Origin of the sequence: Halomonas sp. AOP7-B1-5 (assembly GCF_052353045.1) — a bacterium.
GTDB lineage: Bacteria > Pseudomonadota > Gammaproteobacteria > Pseudomonadales > Halomonadaceae > Vreelandella > Vreelandella colorata.
Genome location: NZ_JBQTDC010000051.1, coordinates 1 through 20212 on the forward strand (window position 1 = coordinate 1; position 20212 = coordinate 20212).

Here is a 20212-nt window from a genome sequence, read left to right on the forward strand (position 1 = left end):
AAAATAAGAAAGCCATCAAAAATAAGAAAGCCATCAAAAATAAGAAAGCCATCAAAAAAAACGGCGGCGCCCCAGGGCGCCGCCGTTCTATTTGCCTGCCTTGCCAGCTTATTCGGCGGGCTTGGCTACCAGAGAGCGGGTCTCTTCGCGCGCTTCCACCAAGGCGACGCGCAGGCTATCGCCGAGCTTGTAGCGTTCTTCGCCTTCGATCTGAATGCGGCCTTCTTTATCGTCGATGACCACCTTGTCGCGATCGCTGTGCATCAAGGGCGCTGGAACGAACGCGGTGGCGCCATTCGCTAACAGGCGTACGCGCATACCGCCACGGTTGATCGCCATGATATCGGCATCAAACGTGTCCTGGTTCTGCGCGGCCGGGGTCAAAAAGCGCACGTAGAGCCAGTCTTTTACATCACGCTCGGCCATACGGTTCAAGCGGCGACGTTCGGTGAGCTGCTCGGTGAGCTGTTGGCTCGCTTCCGCCGGTGCCTGCTCGCTTTTTAGCACACGCTTGATCAAGCGGTGGTTGACCATATCGCCGTACTTACGAATCGGCGAGGTCCAGGTAGCGTAGGCGGGTAACCCAAGGCCAAAGTGCGGCCCCGGCTGAGCGGACATGCTGGTAAAGCCCTGGAAGCGGCGCAGACGGGCATCCAGCCAGGCATCGTCACGGCTCTCAAGCGCGCGCTTGAGCTCTTTATAATGGGCAAGCTCGGTCAGCGCTTCGCGATCAACGGCGATTTCCTGAGTGGCCAGGAACTCTTGCGCCGCTTCGGCTTTTTCCGGTTCAAACGCACGATGCACGTTAAAGATACCGTGACCGATATGGCTTGCCAGGAAGTCCGCACAGCAGGCGTTGGCCGCAATCATCGACTCTTCGATCATGCGGTTGGCAATGCGCCGCTCTTCGGTATTAATGGCCAGGACATTGCCTGCCGCATCCAGCTCGAATACGTAATCCGGGCGGTCTTTGAACACCAGAGCGTGCTCGTTACGCCATGCGGTACGCGCTTCGGTCATGTCGCGTAGCGCGGTCAGCTGCTCGGCAATGTTGTCGGCAGGTGTCCAGTCGCCTTGACCTTCAATCCAGTCGGAAACGCGGTCATACACAAGTTTGGCGTGGGACTTAACATTGGCTGCGAAGAAGCGGTAGTCGCCCAGGCTGCCGTCGGCATTGATATTCAGCGTACAGGCCAGTGCCGGGCGCTCTTTGTCTTCCCAGAGCGAGCACAGGTCGTCGGCCAGTTGCTCGGGCAGCATAGTGACGTTCTGGCCCGGCAGGTAAACTGTAAACGCGCGGGTGCGGGCTTCCAGGTCCGCCGCATGGCCTTCTTCCACATAGGCCGTGGGGTCGGCAATCGCGACGCTCATCTGCCAGCCGCCTTCCGCGCGGGCACTTATGTGCAGCGCGTCATCCATATCACGGGTTTTTTCACCGTCGATAGTGAAGAAAGGCTGTTGGGTAAGGTCTTCGCGAGTCAGGCCTTCATCGTGCAGTGGCCATTCGGTGCCAGCATCGGGACAGTCCTGTTCCAGCGCGTGACGCGCAAGGGTCACACGCCACGGCACGGCAGGATCATCTGCCTTGGCGACCAATTCGTCGATCTGGGCAAAAAAGCCGCGGTCGTTTTCTTTGAGCGGGTGGCGGACCAGGCGGGCAACGACCCAATCGCCATCGGCAATGCTGGCTTCGTCCAGGCTGTTCTTGATCCGTGACTTGAGCACATTGCGGATAGAAGGGTGGTCGGGCACCACGGCCAAACGGTCTTCGCGCTTTTGCACGCGAGCCACAAAGCGGTCAAGACCCGCCTCAATCAGCTTTTCAGGCTCGACCGACTTTTTGTCACCGTTTTCGTGGATCACCGCTTCCACACGGTCACCGTGAATCACCTGCTTCATCGCGGGGGGCGGTACGAAGTAGGATTCACCGTTGTCGGTTTCGAGAAAGCCAAAGCCCTTCTCGGTAGCTTTAATCACCCCTTCGGCGCGTGGGGTGGTATCACGGATTTGTTGCTTGAGCTGAGCAAGCATAGAATTATTCTGAAGCATGAGGTCAATCAGTTGGCAAGAGTAGCTTGCCACTATACGGATTCCCGAAGGCTGCGCCAATTATCCGCCGTGGAAGTTGATATTGGTTATTCACGATCAGCGCTTTACAGCGCCTGAGAGAGATCGGTTAAGCTAGCGTTTCATTGATAGGGAGTATGCTATGACACCGCGGCTGATTGTTTCTGACCTGGATGGCACGCTGTTGGGACGCGACCATCGCTTACACGCAGATACCATCGACGTATTGAGAACGCTGGTGGGCCAGGGCCACCATCTGGTGCTAGCGTCAGGCAGGCACTATGCCGATATGCGTGTTTTTAGAGATCAGCTCAATGTGCCTATTCACCTGATCAGCAGCAACGGTGCCTATACTCATGACCCTGAGGATCAGCTGCTGGATGCCCATCATGTCGCTCCTCAGCAGGCTGCCGCACTGATTCGATTACCGCGCCCGGACAGCGTTCGCCTGAGCCTTTATCTGGACGATGCCTGGTATATTGATGCGGAATCGCCCAGCCACCTGAAAATGCATGCCGCGACTGGCTTTGTTTACCAGGTCGTCCCGCCTGACCAAATGCCCACCGAAGGCATTGGCAAGATACTTTACGGCGGAGCCCCTGAAGAACTTATCAAGATCGAAACGCTGATTCGTGAGAGCTGCGACGACTCACTGCATGTCACCTACTCGACAAGTGATTCGCTGGAAATCATGGCCGGAGGTGTTAACAAAGGCGTGGCGCTTTCAGCACTGCTCAAGCGGATTTCCATCGCGCCTGAAGACTGCTTAGCCTTCGGTGATAACCTGAATGATGTCGAGATGCTGAGCCTGGTGGGCGAGCCGCATTTTATGATCAATTCGCATCCGGAGATGGCGGGCAGGTTAAGTGTTGCGCGACAGATTGGTCATCATGGTGAAGCAGCGGTAGCCGTGCTGCTGCGCGAGCGGTTTGGACTATAAAACAGCGTTTATCATCCCGAACTTTGTAGCGCTAGTGGTAGGGCGGACATTCTGAATTATGGAAGGGGCTCTCTCTGGCTTCCGTCACGACGTCTGAACTCTGCGGCGAGTCGATCGGCTCTTAACGTCTGCATAACAGTGCTTATCTGTTTTTATTTTAATACAGTATTGTTAGCGCTAGCACTCGATTTTCTTTTGCGGGATATGAACTGTTATGCAAAAAAAGAAGCTCACTATCTCTCCTGAATGGGTCTTTCGAACCGATGATGGTGAATTGTTTGAACCGCGGCTTTTCCGTCTGCTGGAAAGTATCCGGGATACCGGTAAGTTAACCATGGCTGCAGCGGACGCCAATATTTCCTATCGGCATGCTTGGAATCTTCTTAACCGAGCCGCTGATTTTTTTGGTTTACCGCTAGTAGTGATGCGTAAAGGCCACGGCAGTCAATTATCACCGCTAGGTGAAAAGTTGCTATGGGCAATCCATCGGGTCAAAGCTCGTCTAGGGCCGCAAATTGACAGCATGGCATCTGAATTGAACGAACAGATTCAGCAGTTGCTGACGGGGGTTCATCCGGTTTTACGTCTACACGCTAGCCACGGTTATGCGGTCGCACTGTTGCCAGAGTTTTCGGATCAAGTTGAAATCAACTTGCAATACCGTAACCCGGCAGAAGCCTTATCGGCTCTCAATCGAGGCGAGTGCGATCTGGCAGGCTTTCACTTTCCCACCAGCCCCAACCGCGCACGAGAAATTTTAAATCACTATCAGCATCACTTGGATGGTCGTCCTTTTCGCCTTATTCGATTTGTTATTCGGCGAGAAGGGCTGATGATGCGTAAGGATTCGCCGGTAAAGGTCAGTACGCTGCACGAACTGGCCGATGCCAAACTGCGTTTTATCGGTCGGGATCGTCACTCAGGGACGCGTATCCTGTTTAATTTACTGCTGCGTGAAGCCGGGCTGCCTGAAGACTGTATTAACCGCTCACCACAACAGGAGTTTACTCATACAGCTGTTGCCGCCTTTGTGGCAGCGGGAATGGCTGATATTGGCTTTGGCGTAGCCACTGCAGCTCATCAGTTCGATCTCGACTTTAAAGAGTTGGCCTGTGAGCATTACTTATTGCTTTGTCGTGAGGACGATCTTGAGCGGGGCAAGCTTTCTCACCTGCTGGAGCTGATGCGTTCGCCAGAATTTATTAGCCGTATTGAGGGGTTGCCCGGCTATGAGACGGACCAAACTGGGCAAATTATTACTTTTGAAGAACTCCTCGCCGAAGATAGTTGAAGCATACCAATCGCGCAGCCAAGGCAAAGTTATCCGCCTTGGCTGCGCCCATCGTTAGTGTGAGCCGCCCAAGGCAAATATCCTGGGCGGCAGTTTCAAATGGATTGTGTTTTAAAACAAGGCAGCGGCCTTGGCCAGTGCGATATAAAGGCCAATCAAAAACGGCACTCCCACCGCCAGCCATGCCAAAACGCCGGTAATGCCAAAGGCACCGCGTGCTGCCGTCTGGGCGTTGTTGGAGACGCCAGTATCGTGCTGCAGCGCGCGTTCATGGGCAAGCTCTGCTTCAGTCATTTGTAAAGATGAGTCCACGGGTTTGATCAGGCTGTTACAAATGAGGCCCAGCAGCAGCAGGCCAGCCATAATATAAAGCGTGCGATCATATACCAGCGCCGGTGCAATGCCGGCTGCTAATTGCGCTTCACGGATCAGCGCAATAACCACCGGCCCAATTAACCCGGCCGCTGTCCAGGCGGTCAGTAATCGACCATGGATGGCACCTACCATTTGAGTGCCGAAGATATCCGCGAGGTAGGCCGGCACTGTGGCGAATCCGCCGCCGTACATGCTCAAGATTAAGCAGATAGAAATTACAAACATTGCCGCTAAGCCCATGTGGCCCCAGGTCGGCAGCAGGCAGTAGGTAATGATGCCGAGTACAAAGAATATGTAGTAGGTGTTCTTACGACCGAGCTTATCTGAAAGTGACGCCCAGAATAGTCGGCCTACACTGTTAAACAGGCTGATTAGCCCTACCAAGCCCGCAGCGGCGGCGGCGATGGCTGTTTGCTGGGCCGCCGTCATTGCCGCACCGGTATCTTCCAATCCCAGGAGAGCGCCGCCAAAAACATCCTGAAGCATTGGGCTAGCCATGGAAATAACCGCAATGCCAGCCGTTACGTTTAGAAAAAGTACGCTCCAAATTAACCAAAATTGCTTGGTTTTCCAGGCCTTGTTGAGATGTACATGGCCCTGTGTGATCATCGCGTTAGCTTTCTGTGAGCTAGAGGGCTCCCAGCCCTGTGGTTTCCAACCGTTGGGCGGAACGCGAAAGCCTAGCGCGCCAGCACTCATAACAATAAAGTAGATCATACCCATTACAATCAGCGTTTCAGCGACACCTGTGCCGCCTCCCGCTGAGAAATGGTCCATTAGCCATACTGCTAATGGGGCGCCCACCATGGCACCACCACCATATCCCATGATAGCAAAGCCGGTTGCCATGCCTCGGCGGTCTGGGAACCACTTGATCAGCGTTGAGACCGGCGTAATGTAGCCAAGCCCCTGGCCTATCCCACCTAGAACGCCGCAGCCCAGATACAGCAGCCATAGTTGATGAGTCATCACGCCGACGCCGCCAAGCACCATGCCGCCACCCCAGCAAAGCGCCGCAATAGCCCCCGCCTTACGCGGGCCAGCATGCTCCAGCCATGCGCCCCAAAGAGCGGCTGAAATACCTAACATGGCGATAAAGATACCGAAAGTATAGGTAACGTGACTAACTGCCCAGTTACACGACGTGCTGGTAAGTGCCTGTAATAAGCCGATGTCGCCACAACTAGCGGCAACCTCTGAGGCTGGGATAAGCGTAGCCATGGGGAGCCAAAACACCGAAAACCCATACGCCATACCAATACACAAATGAATCGCCAGTGCGGCGGTAGGTACCAGCCAGCGATTAAAGTTTGGCCCGGCTATGGTGTTTTCTCGATCGAAGAAGCCTGCATGTCGTTCAAGCGCTATAGATTCGCTCATAGTTAAACTCTCTATTTGTTGTTGTAGACGTGCGCAATATTGATTATGAAAAAATATGCTTATTAAGATCGTTTGTGTAAGTCATTTTTAAGCTAAATAGTTAACTAGAATGAGCTCGATGTAGCAACTATTCAAAAGTAATAAGAATTTTTTTTCTTATTTAAAGCGTGAGAGCGTCAGCGCTTTGTGGGCGCAACGTGTTTCCATTGAAGTATCAAGATGGTTTTTTTATTCAAGAGTCAGTTGATTGACGAGCTAGCTGGCGATTGGATATTGCCCCAGCGATGGCAGGTTCTACCATCAGCCGAGGGGTTATTATAGTCACCGCTAGTGCCGATAAGGCTGATTGAGCATTCGGTTTTGGAGCAGAGAGTGATGGCTATCTAATCAAAGGGTTTTAAGCCTCGCGAGTATTGGAGGCGGGTTCTTTGTCCAGGCGTTTGATTTGTCGCCACAAGTCCTGACGTAAATCGGCTAGTTTAGGCTGCTCTTCAGGCGTAAACGCCACCGGGCGACACAGCCGCTGGGCGCGTAAACCCAGACGTGCACTTAGTAATCCGGTGGCAAGCCCCTGGCCCGCCCGAGCAGAAAGCCGGCTGGCTAAATGTAGCGAAAGCATATCCATACTGGCATCAGTGGCAAGCTCACTGGCGCCAGCAAAGGCCATATTGCGCAGCACGTTGCGGAAAAGACGCAGGCGGCTGGCATAGCCAAGCTCGAGCCCGTAGAGGCGGCATAGCCTATCTACCATGACCAGGCTGCGCCAAGCCACCAGCGCCATGTCAACCAGCGTCAGCGGGCTAATCGCCACCATGATCGCGGTTTCTCCTGACATTCGGGTAACCAGGCGCTGGGCTTCACGGTCGCGTGGCGCTAACAAATGATGGCGCAGCAGCATTTGAATTTCTTCACCGTCATGGTGCGGCTGGCAGGCGCGTTGAAAGGCCTGCCAGTGCGGGTCGTCGTCTGAAAGTTTGAGCTGTTGACGCAGCTGCTCAGCCATTTTTCTGGCTTGGCGGGGCGAGCCTTGGGGCAGTTCAGCCAGGTCGCTGCGCAGCCGGTCGTGGCGCTTTAAACGGCTGAGCCGACCGAGTTCTTTGAGTACTGAGATGCCGCCAATACCAATCAGGCTTACACCAAACAGCTGCCACGCCATGGCCATCCACTGGGATTGGGAAAGCGCCTCGGGAATGCCGGTGACTAACTCGATAGTGCCAAGCGTTGCACCACCCGCCAAGGCAAACATCAACCCCCAGCGTCGCTTGCGCGGCGCTCCCAGGCTAGTCTCCGGTAGGGCCTGCTCCTCGGCTGCGGTGATTAGCGGCTGGTGGGTGTCGGTTGCTTCAAAACGCTGGTGTTGGCGCAGGCTGGGTTCCTGTTCGACAACGTCGTCAGGCGTATCATTGAGGCGGAAGTTGCGCCGTGGCTGAGGGTCGGTCATACGAGTTTATCTCCAATCAGCCAATCAATGGCGGCATCCATACGAATGTGGGTTAACGCATCCGAGGTGGCGGGCATGGGGCGAAAGCTGGGAAAGTCGAATCCCTGATGTTTCCAGAAATCGGCATTGGGTAAGCGGTTCGGCACGTCGCCGGGGTAAACCAGCGCCTCTTCGCCTTCAAGCGTTGTGCCGCGCAAGGCGGCGGAGCGCTTACCATCGTGCAGTACCTCGCGCGCCTCGGTGGCGCGGATGGCAGCAATCGATAGCGCTTTTACCGGCACGTTGGCAAAGCGCAGGTCTTTAAGCGGCTCGGCCAACAGCGCTTCGAGTAGCTGAACCACGTTGCCATGCTGTTCCGGGGTGACGTGGTCTGCTTTCGTGGCCGCAATCGCCAAACGATCAATCTTAGGCGCGAACAGCCGCGACAGTAGGCTGCGTTTGCCGTAATCAAAACTTTGCATCAGTTGGCGCAGCGCACGGGATAGATCCTCAAACCGCTCGGGCCCGGCATTGAGCGCGCCAAGCACATCGACCAGGACAATCTGGCGGTCAAAGCGACGAAAGTGGTCGCGGTAGAAAGGCCGTACCACTTGCTGCTGGTAGTAGCGAAAACGTGCCGCCAGCGTGGCATAAAGGCTGCTGTCAGGCAGGCTGTCGAGCATCTCTTTGGAAGAATCAAGATGAGGCAGCGGAAAAAACTGCAGTACCGGTGCTCCATCAAGCTCACCAGGGAGTAAAAATCGCCCTGGCTGAAGGTCTGAAAAGCCCGCCTGCTTGGCACGGCGCAGCCCCTGGGCGTAAGCTTCAGCCAAGTGGGCAAGCTGCGCTTCGTCGGCTTCAGACGCTGGGTCCAGCGATTTAACAGCGTCTAGCCATTCGCTAAACAGGGCGCGCCGTTGTTCACCTTCCAGCAGAGGCTGGGCGTGGCACCAGCTATAAAAATCGTGCTGAAGCAGCGGTAAATCGAGCAGCCACTCGCCTGGGTAGTCGAACAGATCCAACGTCAAGTGGGCGATGTCCGGTGCAAACCAGCCGGTTTGGGCCGGGCGGTAGCGCAGCTGCAGGCGCAATTCGCTGATGCCGCGCGTAGGCTCCGGCCAGCGTGGCGGCGTATCGCGCAGCGCTGCCATACCGGGGTCATAGGGAAAACGTGGAATGCCCAAGTCCGGTTGGTTGAGCCGCTGCGCGCCTAGCAAGCGGCCTTCACGTGCCGCGGGCAAAAGATCCAGTTGCGCTTCCACGCCTGCGTGGCGCAGCTGGTTCACCAGCGACGTTAAAAACGCCGTTTTGCCCGCTTGCGATAGCCCCGTTACTGCTAAGCGCAGCTGACGATCCCGGCCTCGCTCCAGTAGATTACTCAGTTCGCGGCTTAACGGCTGGCGCATCTGGCATTCCCTTTATCTGATTTTTAAGCCGTAAAGCGGCTTGCCTAGTGAACAGCATAGCGAAAGGTTAATGAACCGTTCATTAACCGCGGCTAAGCGTGGTCCCCAGCAGGTGCTGCGCGCCAGGCACCAGCCATACCGGATCAAGGCGCGTATTGGCTGATTCAATGCACACAAAATGGCGTGCTGCATCGGCTGGGGTGTCGCTGGGAAGTTCGGTATTAGGGTGCCACACGACCGTTGAGTCGCTTGACTGTTTGGCAACGCGCAGGCTGCGTACGCCATCATTAAGCATCACCGCTTCATTACTGTGATAAATCCGGTCGATGGCGCCGTGGATGGCAAGCGTACCTTGCTGTTCGGATTCGGCAAAGTCACGCAGTTTATCCAAGTAGCGTGCCCCTGCAAGTCCTTCCAGTCGACAGGCGTGAATGTCATTGACAGCTAAATAGGTATGCAGCGCGCCGCTGGTTTTTACCGGCGCATCGCCGATGTTTTCACTGATAAGCTCAACGTTTAGGCGCTGCGCATTAGCCTGAATGACCACGCGCGCGGTGAGCTGGCTATGTAAGGATTGCGCTGGGGAAAGGTGAACTTCAATGCCTTCAGCGTGCTCATCGACGGCGTCCAGCCGCCAAGCCGCCTGACGCGCCAGGCCATGGAACGGGCCATTGCGATCAGGGCTTTCATCAGCATAACGTTCGTCGGCAAACCAGGGCCAGCATAGTGGGATGCCGCCACGTATCACGTCTGGCAAGGGCTGCGGTATTGGGGTTATCCACAGCCAGCCGGTATCATTGGCGGGGCGAAAATGCAGCACCTGAGCGCCTTGCAGGCTGATCGCCAGTTCACCCCAGGGCATATTGAAAAGCGCGACATCACGCCCTTCCCAGTTAGCCGTTTGCTGGCCTTCTACATGGGCAATGAGGTTAACGAGGGAATCAGGGGTCATCGGCGTTCCTTAAAAGGGTTTGTATCAAAAGGGTTTGCATCAAAGTAGGCAGAATTGTCGCGCTGTGTGCTATGGTAGGACAAGCAAGACTTGTAGGTAAAACACGTACGTAAAACCCTGGTAAGTGGATATCAAGGAGGCACTATGGGCTTTATTGCTTGGTTAATCATTGGTGGTTTAGCTGGCTGGATCGCTGGCAACATCATGCGCGGCGGCGGTTTCGGCATTTTAGGAAACATTGGCGTAGGTATTGTCGGTGCTGTGCTCGGCGGCTTTATGTTTAGTTTGTTAGGTCTGCAGGCGGGCGGTTTTATTGGCTCACTGGTCACCGCGACGGTAGGGGCGGTGGTGCTGCTCTGGGTTATTAGTAAGGTTAGAAAAGCTTAGCATCGACTAGCTTACATGGTTATTGCTGCCCGGCCCTGTGCCGGGCAGCGTCGTTTTAAGCCACTAAGTTTTAGACCAATAGGTTTTACGACAATAGATAGGTTTAGCTATCGGTCTTGGCACCAGTTTCCGTTACACTAAGGCGCTTTGTTCTAGCGCATTGCTGGTAGATTTTTGCTTTCGAGGTGTCTCTTGGTCGACGCGTTAAACGCCTGGTGGGCCCAACAGCTGGTGCTCTGTGATTGGGCATTTACCCCGCATCCGCTTTCGGTGGATACGCAAGCGGCAGAGCAGCGCTTGCTGCAACTGGGTATTACCAGCCGTAATGAGCTGGCGGAACAGCTCTTTCATGCGTTAGGCGCCTCGACAGGGCAAGCCGACCGCTTGCTGGGTGCTCTGGAATGGTCGGCGCTCGCCGGAGCAGCAGGCTGGCTTGAGGCCGATCAGGCACGAACGTGGGCGCACCATGTCATACGCCGCATTACCTCTGATTACAGCGATTTACGCGCCTGGCTTTCAGAGCTGCGCCGCGTGTTGGGAGCCAAAGGGTGGGAAATAGGCGCCGACGATCGTTTTATCGATGCCTGTCAGGCGCTTTCTGCCCTTGAAAACGAAGGTGAAGGTATCACCTGGGAAATGCTTGAGCAGGCGCTGGCACAGCTGCCGGCACCGGCCTCGGTATGGCCTACAGCCCCTGAAGCCCAGGTATGGCGCTTAGGCGCGCTGTTTCGCCCGGTGATCAGCTATCCGGCAAGCCAGACCGACTGGCCGGATGCCAGCCAGTGGCTTGAGCGCATTTGGCAGATCAATGACCGAGAACAGCTGTTGGAAGTGGCGCTGTGGCTAAGCGCGCAGGGTGAACGTCAGCGCTGGGACATTGAGGCCCGTGAACTGCTGGCGATGGATAATGCCCAGCGTCTTGCCTGGCAGCACGATGAAATCGAAGACTCCCCTTACGCTGGCGTACTCAATGCATTTGTAAGCCAGGGCGAGCCGCTCGAATGGGCCGCGTGGGATTGGCTGCGGCTGGTGGAAATTGCCTGGGCGGGCGCCTGCTGCGGCTGGCTCACCCAGGCAGAAGCGGATGACCTAGCGTGCCATGCGGCAGACCTTATCAGCCATCGTTACCATGACTGGCACGCCATACTAAAAGCCTATATGCGCGGGCAAAGCCTCTTTGAAGGCGTTGATCGACGCAATATGACGCCCAATGCGCACCACGTGCTGTTGATCAACGCCCCGCATAGCCCGTGGAAGCGGCCACCCACGACGCTGCTTAACGACTCGACTCGCCAAGCCTCTCAGCAGCGCATTAAACAGTGGCGCAATACGCCCCATCACTGGCTGTTGGCGCTTGCCGGGGTACGCGAACCTGATGTCATGCTGCGCCAGCTAAATCCAGGCGCCCCTATCGATGAGCAGCGCCGCGCTGACGCTGCACTTTATCTACAGGAATCGCTTGGCTTGCATGCCGATGAAGGACCGCAGGTATTGGCTCGCTATTGGCTGCCTGCCCAGGCCCACCACCTTAATCAGTTAGCAGCCGATGCGGTGCATGGCGTATGGCCACCTTCGCAAACGCTGTTTGGCCAGCCCACGCCGGATGAGCTGAAACAGCGTAATGCCGTAAAAGGCGTTAGCCGCCATGCGGCGACCATCCATATGGCGGAAAAATTCGCCTTTTACCTGCATATGGCTTTGGATAGCGATCTGTTTGAGCGCGAGCCGCTGTTTGCTTATGCCAGCGCGCTGCGCAGCTGCCTGTGCCGCTTTTACCCCAATCCCAAGCGGCTGCTGGAAGCTTGGTTTGCCTGGGAAAGTTGCCTGCCCGAGCCTGAGCACGACTCGTTGATCAATGAAATCGCCTGGCATCTGGATGACCCGGGCAGCCTGTTTTACTGGCTTGACTGGCAGCACGATGCCTGGTGTGAGCCTGGTGGGCGGCCTACCTTGACGCACTTTACCGCCATGTCGCTGGTTGGGCCGCTTAATAGCGCCGTCTGGTGCGAGCCCCAGCTTGAAAGTCCGCGCGAGTGTGACGATATTCGCGAATGGGTAGAGAGCCACTATCACCTGACCAGCGCCGCCGATATGCAGGAGTTCTTAACGTTGATGCTCGATGCTGGCGACCGTCAGGAGTACCAGATCAACTACGCGCCTTACACGCTGAACCCGGAGCGCCTAAAAGCTGAAATTGCCATTTTAGAATCGGGTGACTGCGCTGAGGAAGAGCGTCATCACCTACTGCGCTTACGCCGCGTGCAGGGAAATGAAGATCACTGTAATGATGTCGACATGGCCGCGTGGGATATTGCTCAGCTGGTCGATCTGGCCATTGCTGCCCGGCAGCTTGGTTGGTTGGAAAGTCAGGCATTTGCTGAGGTATTGGACCGCGCGTATCAGTTAGCCGCTGACCACTATGCTGGCTGGCAAGAGTATGCCGCGGGTATGTATGCTGGGTTTTCATTTTTTATGGGCGAAACGCCGGAACGCGAGAGCTTTTTAGCGGGATTTCGTCAAGCAATGGTGGCCTGGGTTTGTGGGGCACCGATTCTGGCTGGACCCTGGGCCAGCCTCGATTTTCCGGGCAATAAGCCGCGTCATTTTGCGCCACTTCACATCGACACCTTACCGGGTGATCAGAGAACACTACATTGAGGCTCGCCAAGCATGTACGACCTAGCTTATAGTCTATCGCGTGTTATTACTTATACCCTTTCCATAATAGTACGAGGTTAATCGCATGGTTGCGTTGCCACACCCCGCTGTGACCGCTGTCCGTGTTGTAAGTGTTTGTGTTGTCGTTGCCTTTCTTTCGGGTTGTGCAGGCTCCTCGCGTCAATCGATCGAGCCCCCTGAAGATTACTTCGCGATGACGCTGCCAGGGATGACAAAAGGTTCTACCCCGCAAATGTCACCCATCAATAATTCCGTTGCACAGTTACGTAGTTTTCAGACACCTCCACCAACGCTTGTACGCCAAGCGCTAATGGAGCAACACCAGCGATGGGCCGGGACGCCTTACCGCATCGGTGGAACTTCAGCGCGAGGGATCGACTGTTCGGCGTTGGTGCGCAATGTTTTTCGCGATACGTTTGATTTAGAACTACCCCGTTCGACTTACGATCAGGTAAATGAGGGACGCCCGATCGACCGCCAAGAGCTGCAGGCGGGCGATCTGGTCTTCTTCCAACCCCCGGGACGCTACAACCATGTGGGGATTTATGTAGGAGATGGTTATTTTCTACATGCCTCTACATCGCAAGGGGTGATCATCTCCAGCTTGGATAACAGTTATTGGCAGCGCTATTACTGGCAGTCACGGCGGGCATTGGAGCCAACCAACCTGGCTTATTTGGGCAGTAATTTTACGCCGTGAGGGTAGTGGGCTGCGCTGCTTACGCTTAGGGATGGCATGATTGCAGATAAAACACCGGCTTGGTGGCGAGCAACAATGGCCCTGTGTTTAGGGTCATTTCTTGTTTTTATTAACCTGTATGTTCCCCAGCCGTTATTGCCTGAGCTTAAAACCGCCTACGAAGTATCGACGCTAGGCGTTAGCCTGTTGATGTCGGTCGCTACCTTGTCGTTGGCGTTTGCCCTGTTAGTGTTTGGGCCGCTTTCCGATGCGATAGGCCGTGAAGGCATTATGCGGATTACGCTACTGCTGGCCGGTGGCTGTTCGCTACTGCTGGCATTTGCGCCAAACTTTGAAAGCCTGCTTGTGCTGCGTCTGATTCAGGGATTTGTCCTGGGAGGGCTACCTGCCGTTGCGATTGCCTGGATGGGCGATGCCTTTGAGAAACCCGCGCTGCTCAGCGCAGTGGGGCTGTATATTGGCGCCAATACGTTAGGCGGCATTAGCGGGCGGATTGTCGGCGGTGCAGCCGCAGAAGTGGGCGGGTCTTCCGCTGCGTTTATTGCGGTAGGGGTGATGACCCTGGTGGGCTGCGCCATTTTCTGGCGCCTGCTGCCCAATAGCCGTACGTTTAGTCCCAAGCGGTTTCAACTGCGCCGTGCCTTTACCGATATAGCTGGGCATCTGCGCACCCCGGTGCTAATCGCCGCCTACTGCCTGGGCGGCATTAACTTTCTGATTTTTATCAATCAATATAGCTATATTACCTTTCGCCTGGCGGTCGAGCCGTACCAGTTGGCTGCCAGCGGACTGGGGCTGATCTTCTTAACTTACCTGGGCGGTACGTTTGCGTCGACCATCTCCGGGCGTTTAGCTCAGCGTTATTCCCCCGCTAGCTGCATGATGGCCGGCGTGGTGATTTTAATGCTAGGTACCGCCGTCACTCTGAATGATTCGCTGGTGCTGATTATTCTGGGCCTCACTATAAACGCATTTGGGTTTTTTCTGGCTCACTCTCTTGCATCCAGCTGGGTGGGCCGTTATGCCCAGGGGGCGCGAGGCAGCGCTTCGGCTCTGTACTTGGTGTTTTACTACGTGGGTGCAAGCCTGGGTGGCTTTTGGCTGGAGCCTTTTTGGCAGGGCGCCGGTTGGACGGGCATCGCCTGGGGGTCGTGGATTCTGTTAAGCGTCACCCTGATGATTACGCTAGGTATGCGCCGCTTCGAGCGCCGTTGCAGACGTTGATGCCGGTCTTAAAGATCTCAGCAGGCCTCTAATTGACTGCTCTTGAGATGATAGTGGCGACTGCAAAGCCGCTTGATCAAGGCCGTGTCATGGCTGATGACTAAAACGCCAAGCCTTCGCGTTTGCGCCTCGGCCTTTAGCGCCTGCCAGAGCGCTACCTGGGTAATCGGGTCAAGCATTGTTGAGATTTCATCGGCGATTAAATAACGTACCCCGGGTGCTAAAGCCCTTAGCACGCAGATACGTTGCAGCTCGCCGCCAGAAAGCGACCCAGGCAGGCGTTTTAACCAGTCGGGCTTAATGCCAAACGCACGGCACAGCGCTTCAGGCGGCGTCCACGCCTCGTTCAGCACCCGGCCTACTCGCCAGCGCGGATTAACCGCAAGTTCCGGTGATTGAGGTAGCCATTGCACCGGCTTTATACCCCGGGACGGCAGCTTTTCACCATCCACTAAAACGCGCCCACTGTAGGGTAAATAATAGCCCGCAAGCAGCTGACCGAACGTGGATTTGCCCGCGCCTGAATCGCCGCTAAGTCCCACCCATTCGCCAGCGTTTACACCCATTGAAATGCTCTTCAAAAGCGGCGGCTGTGCCTTGAAAGTAAAGCTTACTTGGCAGGCTTCAAGCAATGTTCCCCTCCTTGTTGTGCATTATTTGTGGAGCGCTAAAGGCATTGTCCGGCAGGGCCTGCCAAAGCGCCTGGGCGTAAGCGCTTTTAAGGGTTTCGCCCAGGCCGGTAAAGGCGCTGGCGGGGGCTGTCTCAACACTGCGGCCCTGATGCATGATAGTCACGTGGTCGGCAATCGGTAGCGCATGACGTAAATCGTGGGTAATTAAGATCACCGCCTTGCCTTGATGTGCCAGTGAACGTAGCGCGCTGAGCACCCGGTCGCGTTGAACGGGGTCCAGGCCAACAGTGGGCTCGTCGGCGATAATAAGAGACGCTTGACCGACATGGGCCATAGCCGCGAGCACTCGCCGGGCCATACCGCCTGACAGTTCATGGGGGTAGGCGCGGCCTGCGCGGTCATTAAGCTGGTAGTGGTTGAGTGCTTGTCCGGCAGCCTGCCAGGCAGCTTTATGAGTGAGGCCTGAACGGTTTGCCGCCCAGCTTACCTGGCGTTGGGTGCGTACCAACGGGTCGAGCGCGTTTAAGGACTGAGGAATTAACGCCATATGACGGCCACGCAAGTGCCGCTGGCGTTTGGCATCCAACAGCGTCTCCTGATAAAAGCACTGGCCGCTTAGGCGGGCATCCGCAGGTAATAGCCCCATGATGGTATGCGCGAGCAGGCTTTTGCCCGCCCCGGATGCGCCGACTACCGCGTGTAGACTGCCCGCCGCGGCGCTAAACGAAAGTTGATCCAGATGCGTTGCAAAGCGGCGCTGCCACCAGCGTGGAGAGTAGGGAAGCTCAAGGGTTAACTGCTCAATACGTAGCATATAAAGCTCCACTGGTGAAAAGATCCCCGGCTCTATGGTGAGAGCGCGCGACGTAGAAGTGTTGCCGTGCGCTCAATGCTGAGCACCATCAGCAGTAACCCCAGCCCAGGGAAAACACCCAGCCACCAGTAGCCGCCGCTTAGATAGCGCATGGCATCTGCCAGCAAAATACCAATAGCCGGTTGGCTAGGGCTTAACCCAACGCCCAGAAATGTTAGCGCGGCCTCGTGCAGAATCGCATGCGGAAACAGCAGCAGCGCGCCAACCAGGCAATGCGGCAGCGCATGGGGTAGGAAATGATGCAGCACGATAAATCCCTGGGATTTGCCCAGCGCGCGTGAAATACCGATGTAGGGCGCGTGGCGCAGCTGCAGTAGCTCGGCGCGCAACACCCGCGCCAGGCTGGGCCAGTGGGTGGTCGCCACCGCGATAATAACCGCATGCAGGCCGCCGCCAAGAGCAAAAGCGATTAGCAGCAATAAGATAAGATGCGGCACGCTAAGCAGTGTATCGATTAATAACTGCACCAGGGCATCCAGTCGGGGGGAGAGCATTGCCAGTATGGCAAGGCTTAGCGCAATGGCCGTTCCCAATAGAGCCGCCAGGCAGCCCACCCAAAAACTCAAGCCAAGTCCGGCAAGCGTGCGTGCCCAAAGCTCACGCCCTAGCGCATCGGTTCCCAGCCAGTGCGCAGTACTTGGGGGGAGTAAGCGCGCATCAAACTGCATTTGCCCCGCCAGCCCCCCGGCCCACCAGTGGCTTGATAGCAGCGCTAACAAAGCGAGCGTCGCGATACTCGCGTACGCGATACTCTGCAGGCGCGGCTGGGTAGTCCTCATGCGTGTCTCCGGCGCATGCGTGGATCAATCAGATGGTAAAGGCTGTCCGCCAGCATATTGCCCGTGCAAACAAATACCGCGGTAAATAGTGCAATGCCTAATAACAGCGGCACATCGCTACGAAGACCTGCCTCGACCGTGGCTCGGCCGAGGCCTGGGTAGGCAAACACCTGCTCGATTAAAATTGAGCCACCGAATAGCTCACCCAGTGATGCCAGGGCCAATGTCATTGCTGGCAGGCTTGCATGGCGTACGCCGTGTCGCCAGGCAATGTCCAGCCGGCTGGCGCCTTGGGCAAAGGCGTGGGTGGCAATCTCTGAGCGCATCAGCGCGAGCATGCGAGTTCGGGTATGTAGGGTGATAGAGGCCGTGCCCAGCAGCGTCAGCGTAACAATCGGCAGAACCAGATGGTGGGCTCGCGTGAGAAGGTCTAGCTCATTGCTTAGCACTCCTGTCGGCCCTGCGCAGCAAACCGGTGTCCAGCCCAAATACACAGAGAAAAGCATAACGCTGAGAATGGCGAGCCAGAAGGTAGGCGTTGAGGCGGTGATATAGGCGTAGGTGCTAATCACTTTATCAAGCGGTGAGCGCTCTTTGGCCCCGGCAATAACCCCCAGCGTGAAGCCCAGCAGGATGGACAGTAGCCAGGCGCTGCCCAGTAATGCAATTGAGCGCTTAAAGCGTTGGCTAATGACGTCACCTACTGGCTGGTTATATACATGGCTAAACCCCAGATTGCCGCTGGCTAACTGCTGCAGCCAGCGGCCAAACTGTAGCGGGGCCGAGTCGTTAAACCCCCAGCGTTGAGCGATAAGTTCACGCTGCTCGGGGCTTACCTGGGCCATTTGCGGACCAAGGTAGGCATCTACCGGGTCTACCGGGGAGGCCATCATAAGGCTAAAGGACACCGCCGCCACGCAGAGCAATACGAGCCCCAGGCGTAGCAGGCGCCGTGCGATGACGAGGCCTAATCGCACGTCCAGCGCCAGTCAAGCAGGTTCGCCGTCACGGGCCACCCATGACCGTGAGGGGCCACGCCTAATTCGCCTACATCCAGGCACTTGTCGGCGGCATAAACGTGAGAAAGATTGACCATCCAGGCCCAGCTAACATCGCCACGGAAGCCGTAGCCGGTTTTGCCATCCCATTGGGCAGCCTGCCAGTGCTGATTGGCCTGTTCAGCGCTGGCAGCGGTTTGGGCGGCTTCCAGGTGGCTGTCGACCGTGGCGTTTGCGTAATAGCCGCTGTTATAAAAGCCGTTGCCCGCGTGCTGGCTATGATAAAGGTAATAAACCTCCTGGGGACTTTGGCTGCCAAACCCCATGACTACGGCATCCTGATGCAGGGCTTGGCGCTGAATCTCGTCCCAGGAGCGCCCCGTGGGCTGCATTTGGATACCCAGGGGGCGTACCATTTCAGCGCTCACTTCTGCCAGTAGCTGCCGGGTACTATCACTCGATGGATAGGTCAGATGGAAGCGGGCTGGCTGGTCATCTTTATAGCGCAGGCCGTCGTCACGGCGTTGCCAGCCAGCGGCCTCCAGAATGTCGGCGGCCTGATCAAGGTCTGGGGCATCGATGTGTTCATCAGTGTGGCTCCAAGGCAGACCATCCGCCGGGCCGAATGCCGGGCGGCCGTAACCATGTAGCGCTATATCAACCAGGGTTTGACGATCAAGCGCCAGGTTCACTGCCTGACGAATGGCAAGATCAGCGGTCACGTTATTGCCAATGAGGGCGCCGGAGGGCGTGCGGTCACCATTGGCAGGCTGCATGGGAAACATAATGCCCCGGTTATCGACGCTTTGCATAACAACGGGCTGCATATGCGAAGGCAGATTAGCCGCCAGGGCGGGCGGTAGCGCAGCGATATCGACGCCGCCCGCATGAGCGGCGCTTAGCGTGGTATCTTCACCGGTAAATAGAAAAACCAGCTGCGCAAACGTGGGGGGCTGCCCGTAAAAGTAGGGGTTACGTTCGACAATAAGCTGCTCGCCTTCTTGCCACTCCACTAATTGGTAAGGGCCTGAGCCAACCGGATGCCGACCATAGTTATCCGTATAGCCGTTTTCGCGCTCAGCATGGGGCACAATGCCTAAAGTAAGGAGCTGATCGATAAACGTAATGCGCGGCTTGTGCAGGGTCAGTGTTACGGTGTGATCATCAATCGCCGCGGCGGTTTGTAACGCGCTCAGGTCCGCTCGCCCCCCCGCTTGAGCCGCTTTATTGAAGGTAAATGCAACGTCTTCGGCGGTGAGAGAGGTACCATCTGAAAAGCGCACATTGTCACGCAGCGTAATGGTCCACGTAAGGCGGTCGGCTGAGAGTGACCATGCGGTTGCAAGCTCTGGCTGCAAAGAAAGATTTGTGCCGCGCGTGAGCAGAGTCGATTGAAAAAGCGGATTGCCGTATTGTCCCCAGCCTAATAGCGGATCAAACCCCTGCTCAGGTTCGCCGCCGATGGCAAGCACCAGCTGCTCTTTGGCACTGGCCGTGCTCATCATCAGGCTGCTGAGCAGCGCGCCGAGTAAAATAGCGCTATAGGTTGATTTACGCATTGCGAGAGCCCGCTTGGAAAAGAGTATGATGTTTTTACAATAACATCATACTTGGCTCGTCAAAAGCGGATAGCTGAAAGCCACGATCAGGGAGAAGATATATGCAACGCGTCACGATAACGCTGGATGAAGAGTTGCTAGAAGAGGTCGATGCGTTAATGCACGCGCGTGGCTATCAGAACCGCTCGGAAGCCATTCGCGATTTAACGCGTAGCGGTCTTAAGCAGGTGAAAGAGGAGGCCGTGCCTGAGGCGCTCTGCATGGGGGCGCTTGTGTACGTTTATGACCATGCGGCGCGGGATCTTTCAAAGCGCTTAACGCGTCACTCTCACGATCATCACGACCTTACGCTTTCGACACTGCATGTGCATATTGATCACGATAGCTGTCTGGAAGTCGCTTTATTAAAAGGGCAGGGGCGTGAGCTCAAGCAGTTTGCAGATGAAGTCACTTCATCGCGCAGCGTGCGCCATGGCCAACTGGTGCTGATTCCTGAGACTTGAAGACTCACTGCATAATAAACATTCATAAAAAAGGCGGCCTGCAGGC

General features: G+C 56.1%; 17 protein-coding genes. 7 read left to right on the forward strand and 10 right to left on the reverse strand.

Going from position 1 to position 20212, the window contains the following annotated elements; translation table 11 throughout:
* Positions 1 to 108: 108 nt before the first annotated feature.
* The gene (locus tag ACT3XD_RS17655; RefSeq protein WP_192539545.1) at positions 109 to 2049 is read right to left on the reverse strand and encodes an exoribonuclease II; all 1941 of its coding nucleotides are present in this window, start codon (positions 2047 to 2049) and stop codon (positions 109 to 111) included.
* A gap of 160 nt (positions 2050 to 2209) precedes the next feature.
* Between ACT3XD_RS17655 and ACT3XD_RS17660 the strand changes: the two genes are divergently transcribed.
* Together ACT3XD_RS17660 and ACT3XD_RS17665 are read left to right on the forward strand one after the other, a co-directional pair.
* Positions 2210 to 3007, forward strand: a complete 798-nt coding sequence (locus ACT3XD_RS17660; protein WP_192539544.1) for an HAD family hydrolase — start codon at positions 2210 to 2212, stop codon at positions 3005 to 3007.
* 214 nt (positions 3008 to 3221) lie between these two features.
* Complete coding sequence (locus tag ACT3XD_RS17665) at positions 3222 to 4298, forward strand: substrate-binding domain-containing protein (RefSeq protein WP_192539543.1); 1077 nt, start codon at positions 3222 to 3224, stop codon at positions 4296 to 4298.
* Positions 4299 to 4409: 111 nt separating this feature from the next.
* Here ACT3XD_RS17665 and ACT3XD_RS17670 read toward each other — a convergent pair whose 3' ends face one another.
* From ACT3XD_RS17670 to ACT3XD_RS17685, 4 genes are all read right to left on the reverse strand, one after another.
* Positions 4410 to 6053 (reverse strand): L-lactate MFS transporter, encoded by a 1644-nt coding sequence (locus ACT3XD_RS17670; RefSeq protein WP_192539542.1) that lies wholly within the window; start codon positions 6051 to 6053, stop codon positions 4410 to 4412.
* A 397-nt stretch (positions 6054 to 6450) separates the two neighbouring features.
* Entirely contained in the window at positions 6451 to 7494 is a 1044-nt protein-coding gene (locus ACT3XD_RS17675; protein ID WP_192539541.1) for a YcjF family protein, read from the reverse strand.
* The gene (locus ACT3XD_RS17680) at positions 7491 to 8879 is read right to left on the reverse strand and encodes a YcjX family protein (protein ID WP_192539540.1); all 1389 of its coding nucleotides are present in this window, start codon (positions 8877 to 8879) and stop codon (positions 7491 to 7493) included. The genes ACT3XD_RS17675 and ACT3XD_RS17680 overlap by 4 nt, the downstream gene beginning before the upstream one ends.
* Positions 8880 to 8961: 82 nt before the next feature.
* Positions 8962 to 9831: a D-hexose-6-phosphate mutarotase gene (locus ACT3XD_RS17685; RefSeq protein ID WP_192539539.1), complete on the reverse strand. Its 870-nt coding sequence runs from the start codon at positions 9829 to 9831 to the stop codon at positions 8962 to 8964.
* A gap of 144 nt (positions 9832 to 9975) precedes the next feature.
* Here ACT3XD_RS17685 and ACT3XD_RS17690 point away from each other — a divergent pair, with 144 nt between their 5' ends.
* The 4 genes from ACT3XD_RS17690 (at position 9976) to ACT3XD_RS17705 (ending at position 14821) form a co-directional block, all read left to right on the forward strand.
* The gene (locus ACT3XD_RS17690) at positions 9976 to 10218 is read left to right on the forward strand and encodes a GlsB/YeaQ/YmgE family stress response membrane protein (protein WP_018916625.1); all 243 of its coding nucleotides are present in this window, start codon (positions 9976 to 9978) and stop codon (positions 10216 to 10218) included.
* A 192-nt stretch (positions 10219 to 10410) separates the two neighbouring features.
* Positions 10411 to 12876 (forward strand): DUF1266 domain-containing protein, encoded by a 2466-nt coding sequence (locus ACT3XD_RS17695; RefSeq protein ID WP_192539538.1) that lies wholly within the window; start codon positions 10411 to 10413, stop codon positions 12874 to 12876.
* An 85-nt stretch (positions 12877 to 12961) separates the two neighbouring features.
* Entirely contained in the window at positions 12962 to 13597 is a 636-nt protein-coding gene (locus ACT3XD_RS17700) for a C40 family peptidase (protein WP_225736314.1), read from the forward strand.
* Positions 13598 to 13633: 36 nt separating this feature from the next.
* Positions 13634 to 14821, forward strand: coding sequence for an MFS transporter (locus ACT3XD_RS17705; protein ID WP_192539537.1), 1188 nt, complete (start codon positions 13634 to 13636; stop codon positions 14819 to 14821).
* A gap of 17 nt (positions 14822 to 14838) precedes the next feature.
* Here ACT3XD_RS17705 and ACT3XD_RS17710 read toward each other — a convergent pair whose 3' ends face one another.
* From ACT3XD_RS17710 to ACT3XD_RS17730, 5 genes are read right to left on the reverse strand one after another with little or no spacing between them, the layout of a single operon-like run.
* Complete coding sequence (locus ACT3XD_RS17710) at positions 14839 to 15453, reverse strand: ATP-binding cassette domain-containing protein (protein ID WP_192539536.1); 615 nt, start codon at positions 15451 to 15453, stop codon at positions 14839 to 14841.
* Positions 15446 to 16267 (reverse strand): ATP-binding cassette domain-containing protein, encoded by an 822-nt coding sequence (locus tag ACT3XD_RS17715; RefSeq protein WP_192539535.1) that lies wholly within the window; start codon positions 16265 to 16267, stop codon positions 15446 to 15448. Before ACT3XD_RS17715 ends, ACT3XD_RS17710 begins: the two co-directional genes overlap by 8 nt.
* 32 nt (positions 16268 to 16299) lie before the next feature.
* Entirely contained in the window at positions 16300 to 17106 is an 807-nt protein-coding gene (locus ACT3XD_RS17720; protein ID WP_192539534.1) for an ABC transporter permease, read from the reverse strand.
* A complete protein-coding gene (locus ACT3XD_RS17725; protein ID WP_192539533.1) occupies positions 17103 to 18083 on the reverse strand; it encodes an ABC transporter permease in 981 nt (326 codons plus the stop codon). Before ACT3XD_RS17725 ends, ACT3XD_RS17720 begins: the two co-directional genes overlap by 4 nt.
* Entirely contained in the window at positions 18074 to 19663 is a 1590-nt protein-coding gene (locus ACT3XD_RS17730) for an ABC transporter substrate-binding protein (RefSeq protein ID WP_192539532.1), read from the reverse strand. The genes ACT3XD_RS17725 and ACT3XD_RS17730 overlap by 10 nt, the downstream gene beginning before the upstream one ends.
* 101 nt (positions 19664 to 19764) lie before the next feature.
* Between ACT3XD_RS17730 and nikR the strand changes: the two genes are divergently transcribed.
* Positions 19765 to 20166 carry a nickel-responsive transcriptional regulator NikR gene (nikR, locus tag ACT3XD_RS17735; RefSeq protein WP_192539531.1) on the forward strand — a complete coding sequence of 134 codons (402 nt, stop codon included), beginning with the start codon at positions 19765 to 19767 and terminating at the stop codon, positions 20164 to 20166.
* Positions 20167 to 20212: the final 46 nt, after the last annotated feature.

Bases quoted from the DNA above. Each gene is read 5' to 3' on its own strand.
- ACT3XD_RS17690 (WP_018916625.1), top strand. From the start codon at position 9,976: ATGGGCTTTATTGCTTGGTTAATCATTGGTGGTTTAGCTGGCTGGATC.
- ACT3XD_RS17700 (WP_225736314.1), top strand. From the start codon at position 12,962: ATGGTTGCGTTGCCACACCCCGCTGTGACCGCTGTCCGTGTTGTAAGT.
- ACT3XD_RS17715 (WP_192539535.1), bottom strand. From the start codon at position 16,267: ATGCTACGTATTGAGCAGTTAACCCTTGAGCTTCCCTACTCTCCACGC.
- ACT3XD_RS17665 (WP_192539543.1), top strand. From the start codon at position 3,222: ATGCAAAAAAAGAAGCTCACTATCTCTCCTGAATGGGTCTTTCGAACC.
- ACT3XD_RS17660 (WP_192539544.1), top strand. From the start codon at position 2,210: ATGACACCGCGGCTGATTGTTTCTGACCTGGATGGCACGCTGTTGGGA.
- ACT3XD_RS17730 (WP_192539532.1), bottom strand. From the start codon at position 19,663: ATGCGTAAATCAACCTATAGCGCTATTTTACTCGGCGCGCTGCTCAGC.
- ACT3XD_RS17655 (WP_192539545.1), bottom strand. From the start codon at position 2,049: ATGCTTCAGAATAATTCTATGCTTGCTCAGCTCAAGCAACAAATCCGT.
- ACT3XD_RS17670 (WP_192539542.1), bottom strand. From the start codon at position 6,053: ATGAGCGAATCTATAGCGCTTGAACGACATGCAGGCTTCTTCGATCGA.
- nikR (WP_192539531.1), top strand. From the start codon at position 19,765: ATGCAACGCGTCACGATAACGCTGGATGAAGAGTTGCTAGAAGAGGTC.
- ACT3XD_RS17685 (WP_192539539.1), bottom strand. From the start codon at position 9,831: ATGACCCCTGATTCCCTCGTTAACCTCATTGCCCATGTAGAAGGCCAG.
- ACT3XD_RS17720 (WP_192539534.1), bottom strand. From the start codon at position 17,106: ATGAGGACTACCCAGCCGCGCCTGCAGAGTATCGCGTACGCGAGTATC.
- ACT3XD_RS17680 (WP_192539540.1), bottom strand. From the start codon at position 8,879: ATGCGCCAGCCGTTAAGCCGCGAACTGAGTAATCTACTGGAGCGAGGC.
- ACT3XD_RS17705 (WP_192539537.1), top strand. From the start codon at position 13,634: ATGATTGCAGATAAAACACCGGCTTGGTGGCGAGCAACAATGGCCCTG.
- ACT3XD_RS17675 (WP_192539541.1), bottom strand. From the start codon at position 7,494: ATGACCGACCCTCAGCCACGGCGCAACTTCCGCCTCAATGATACGCCT.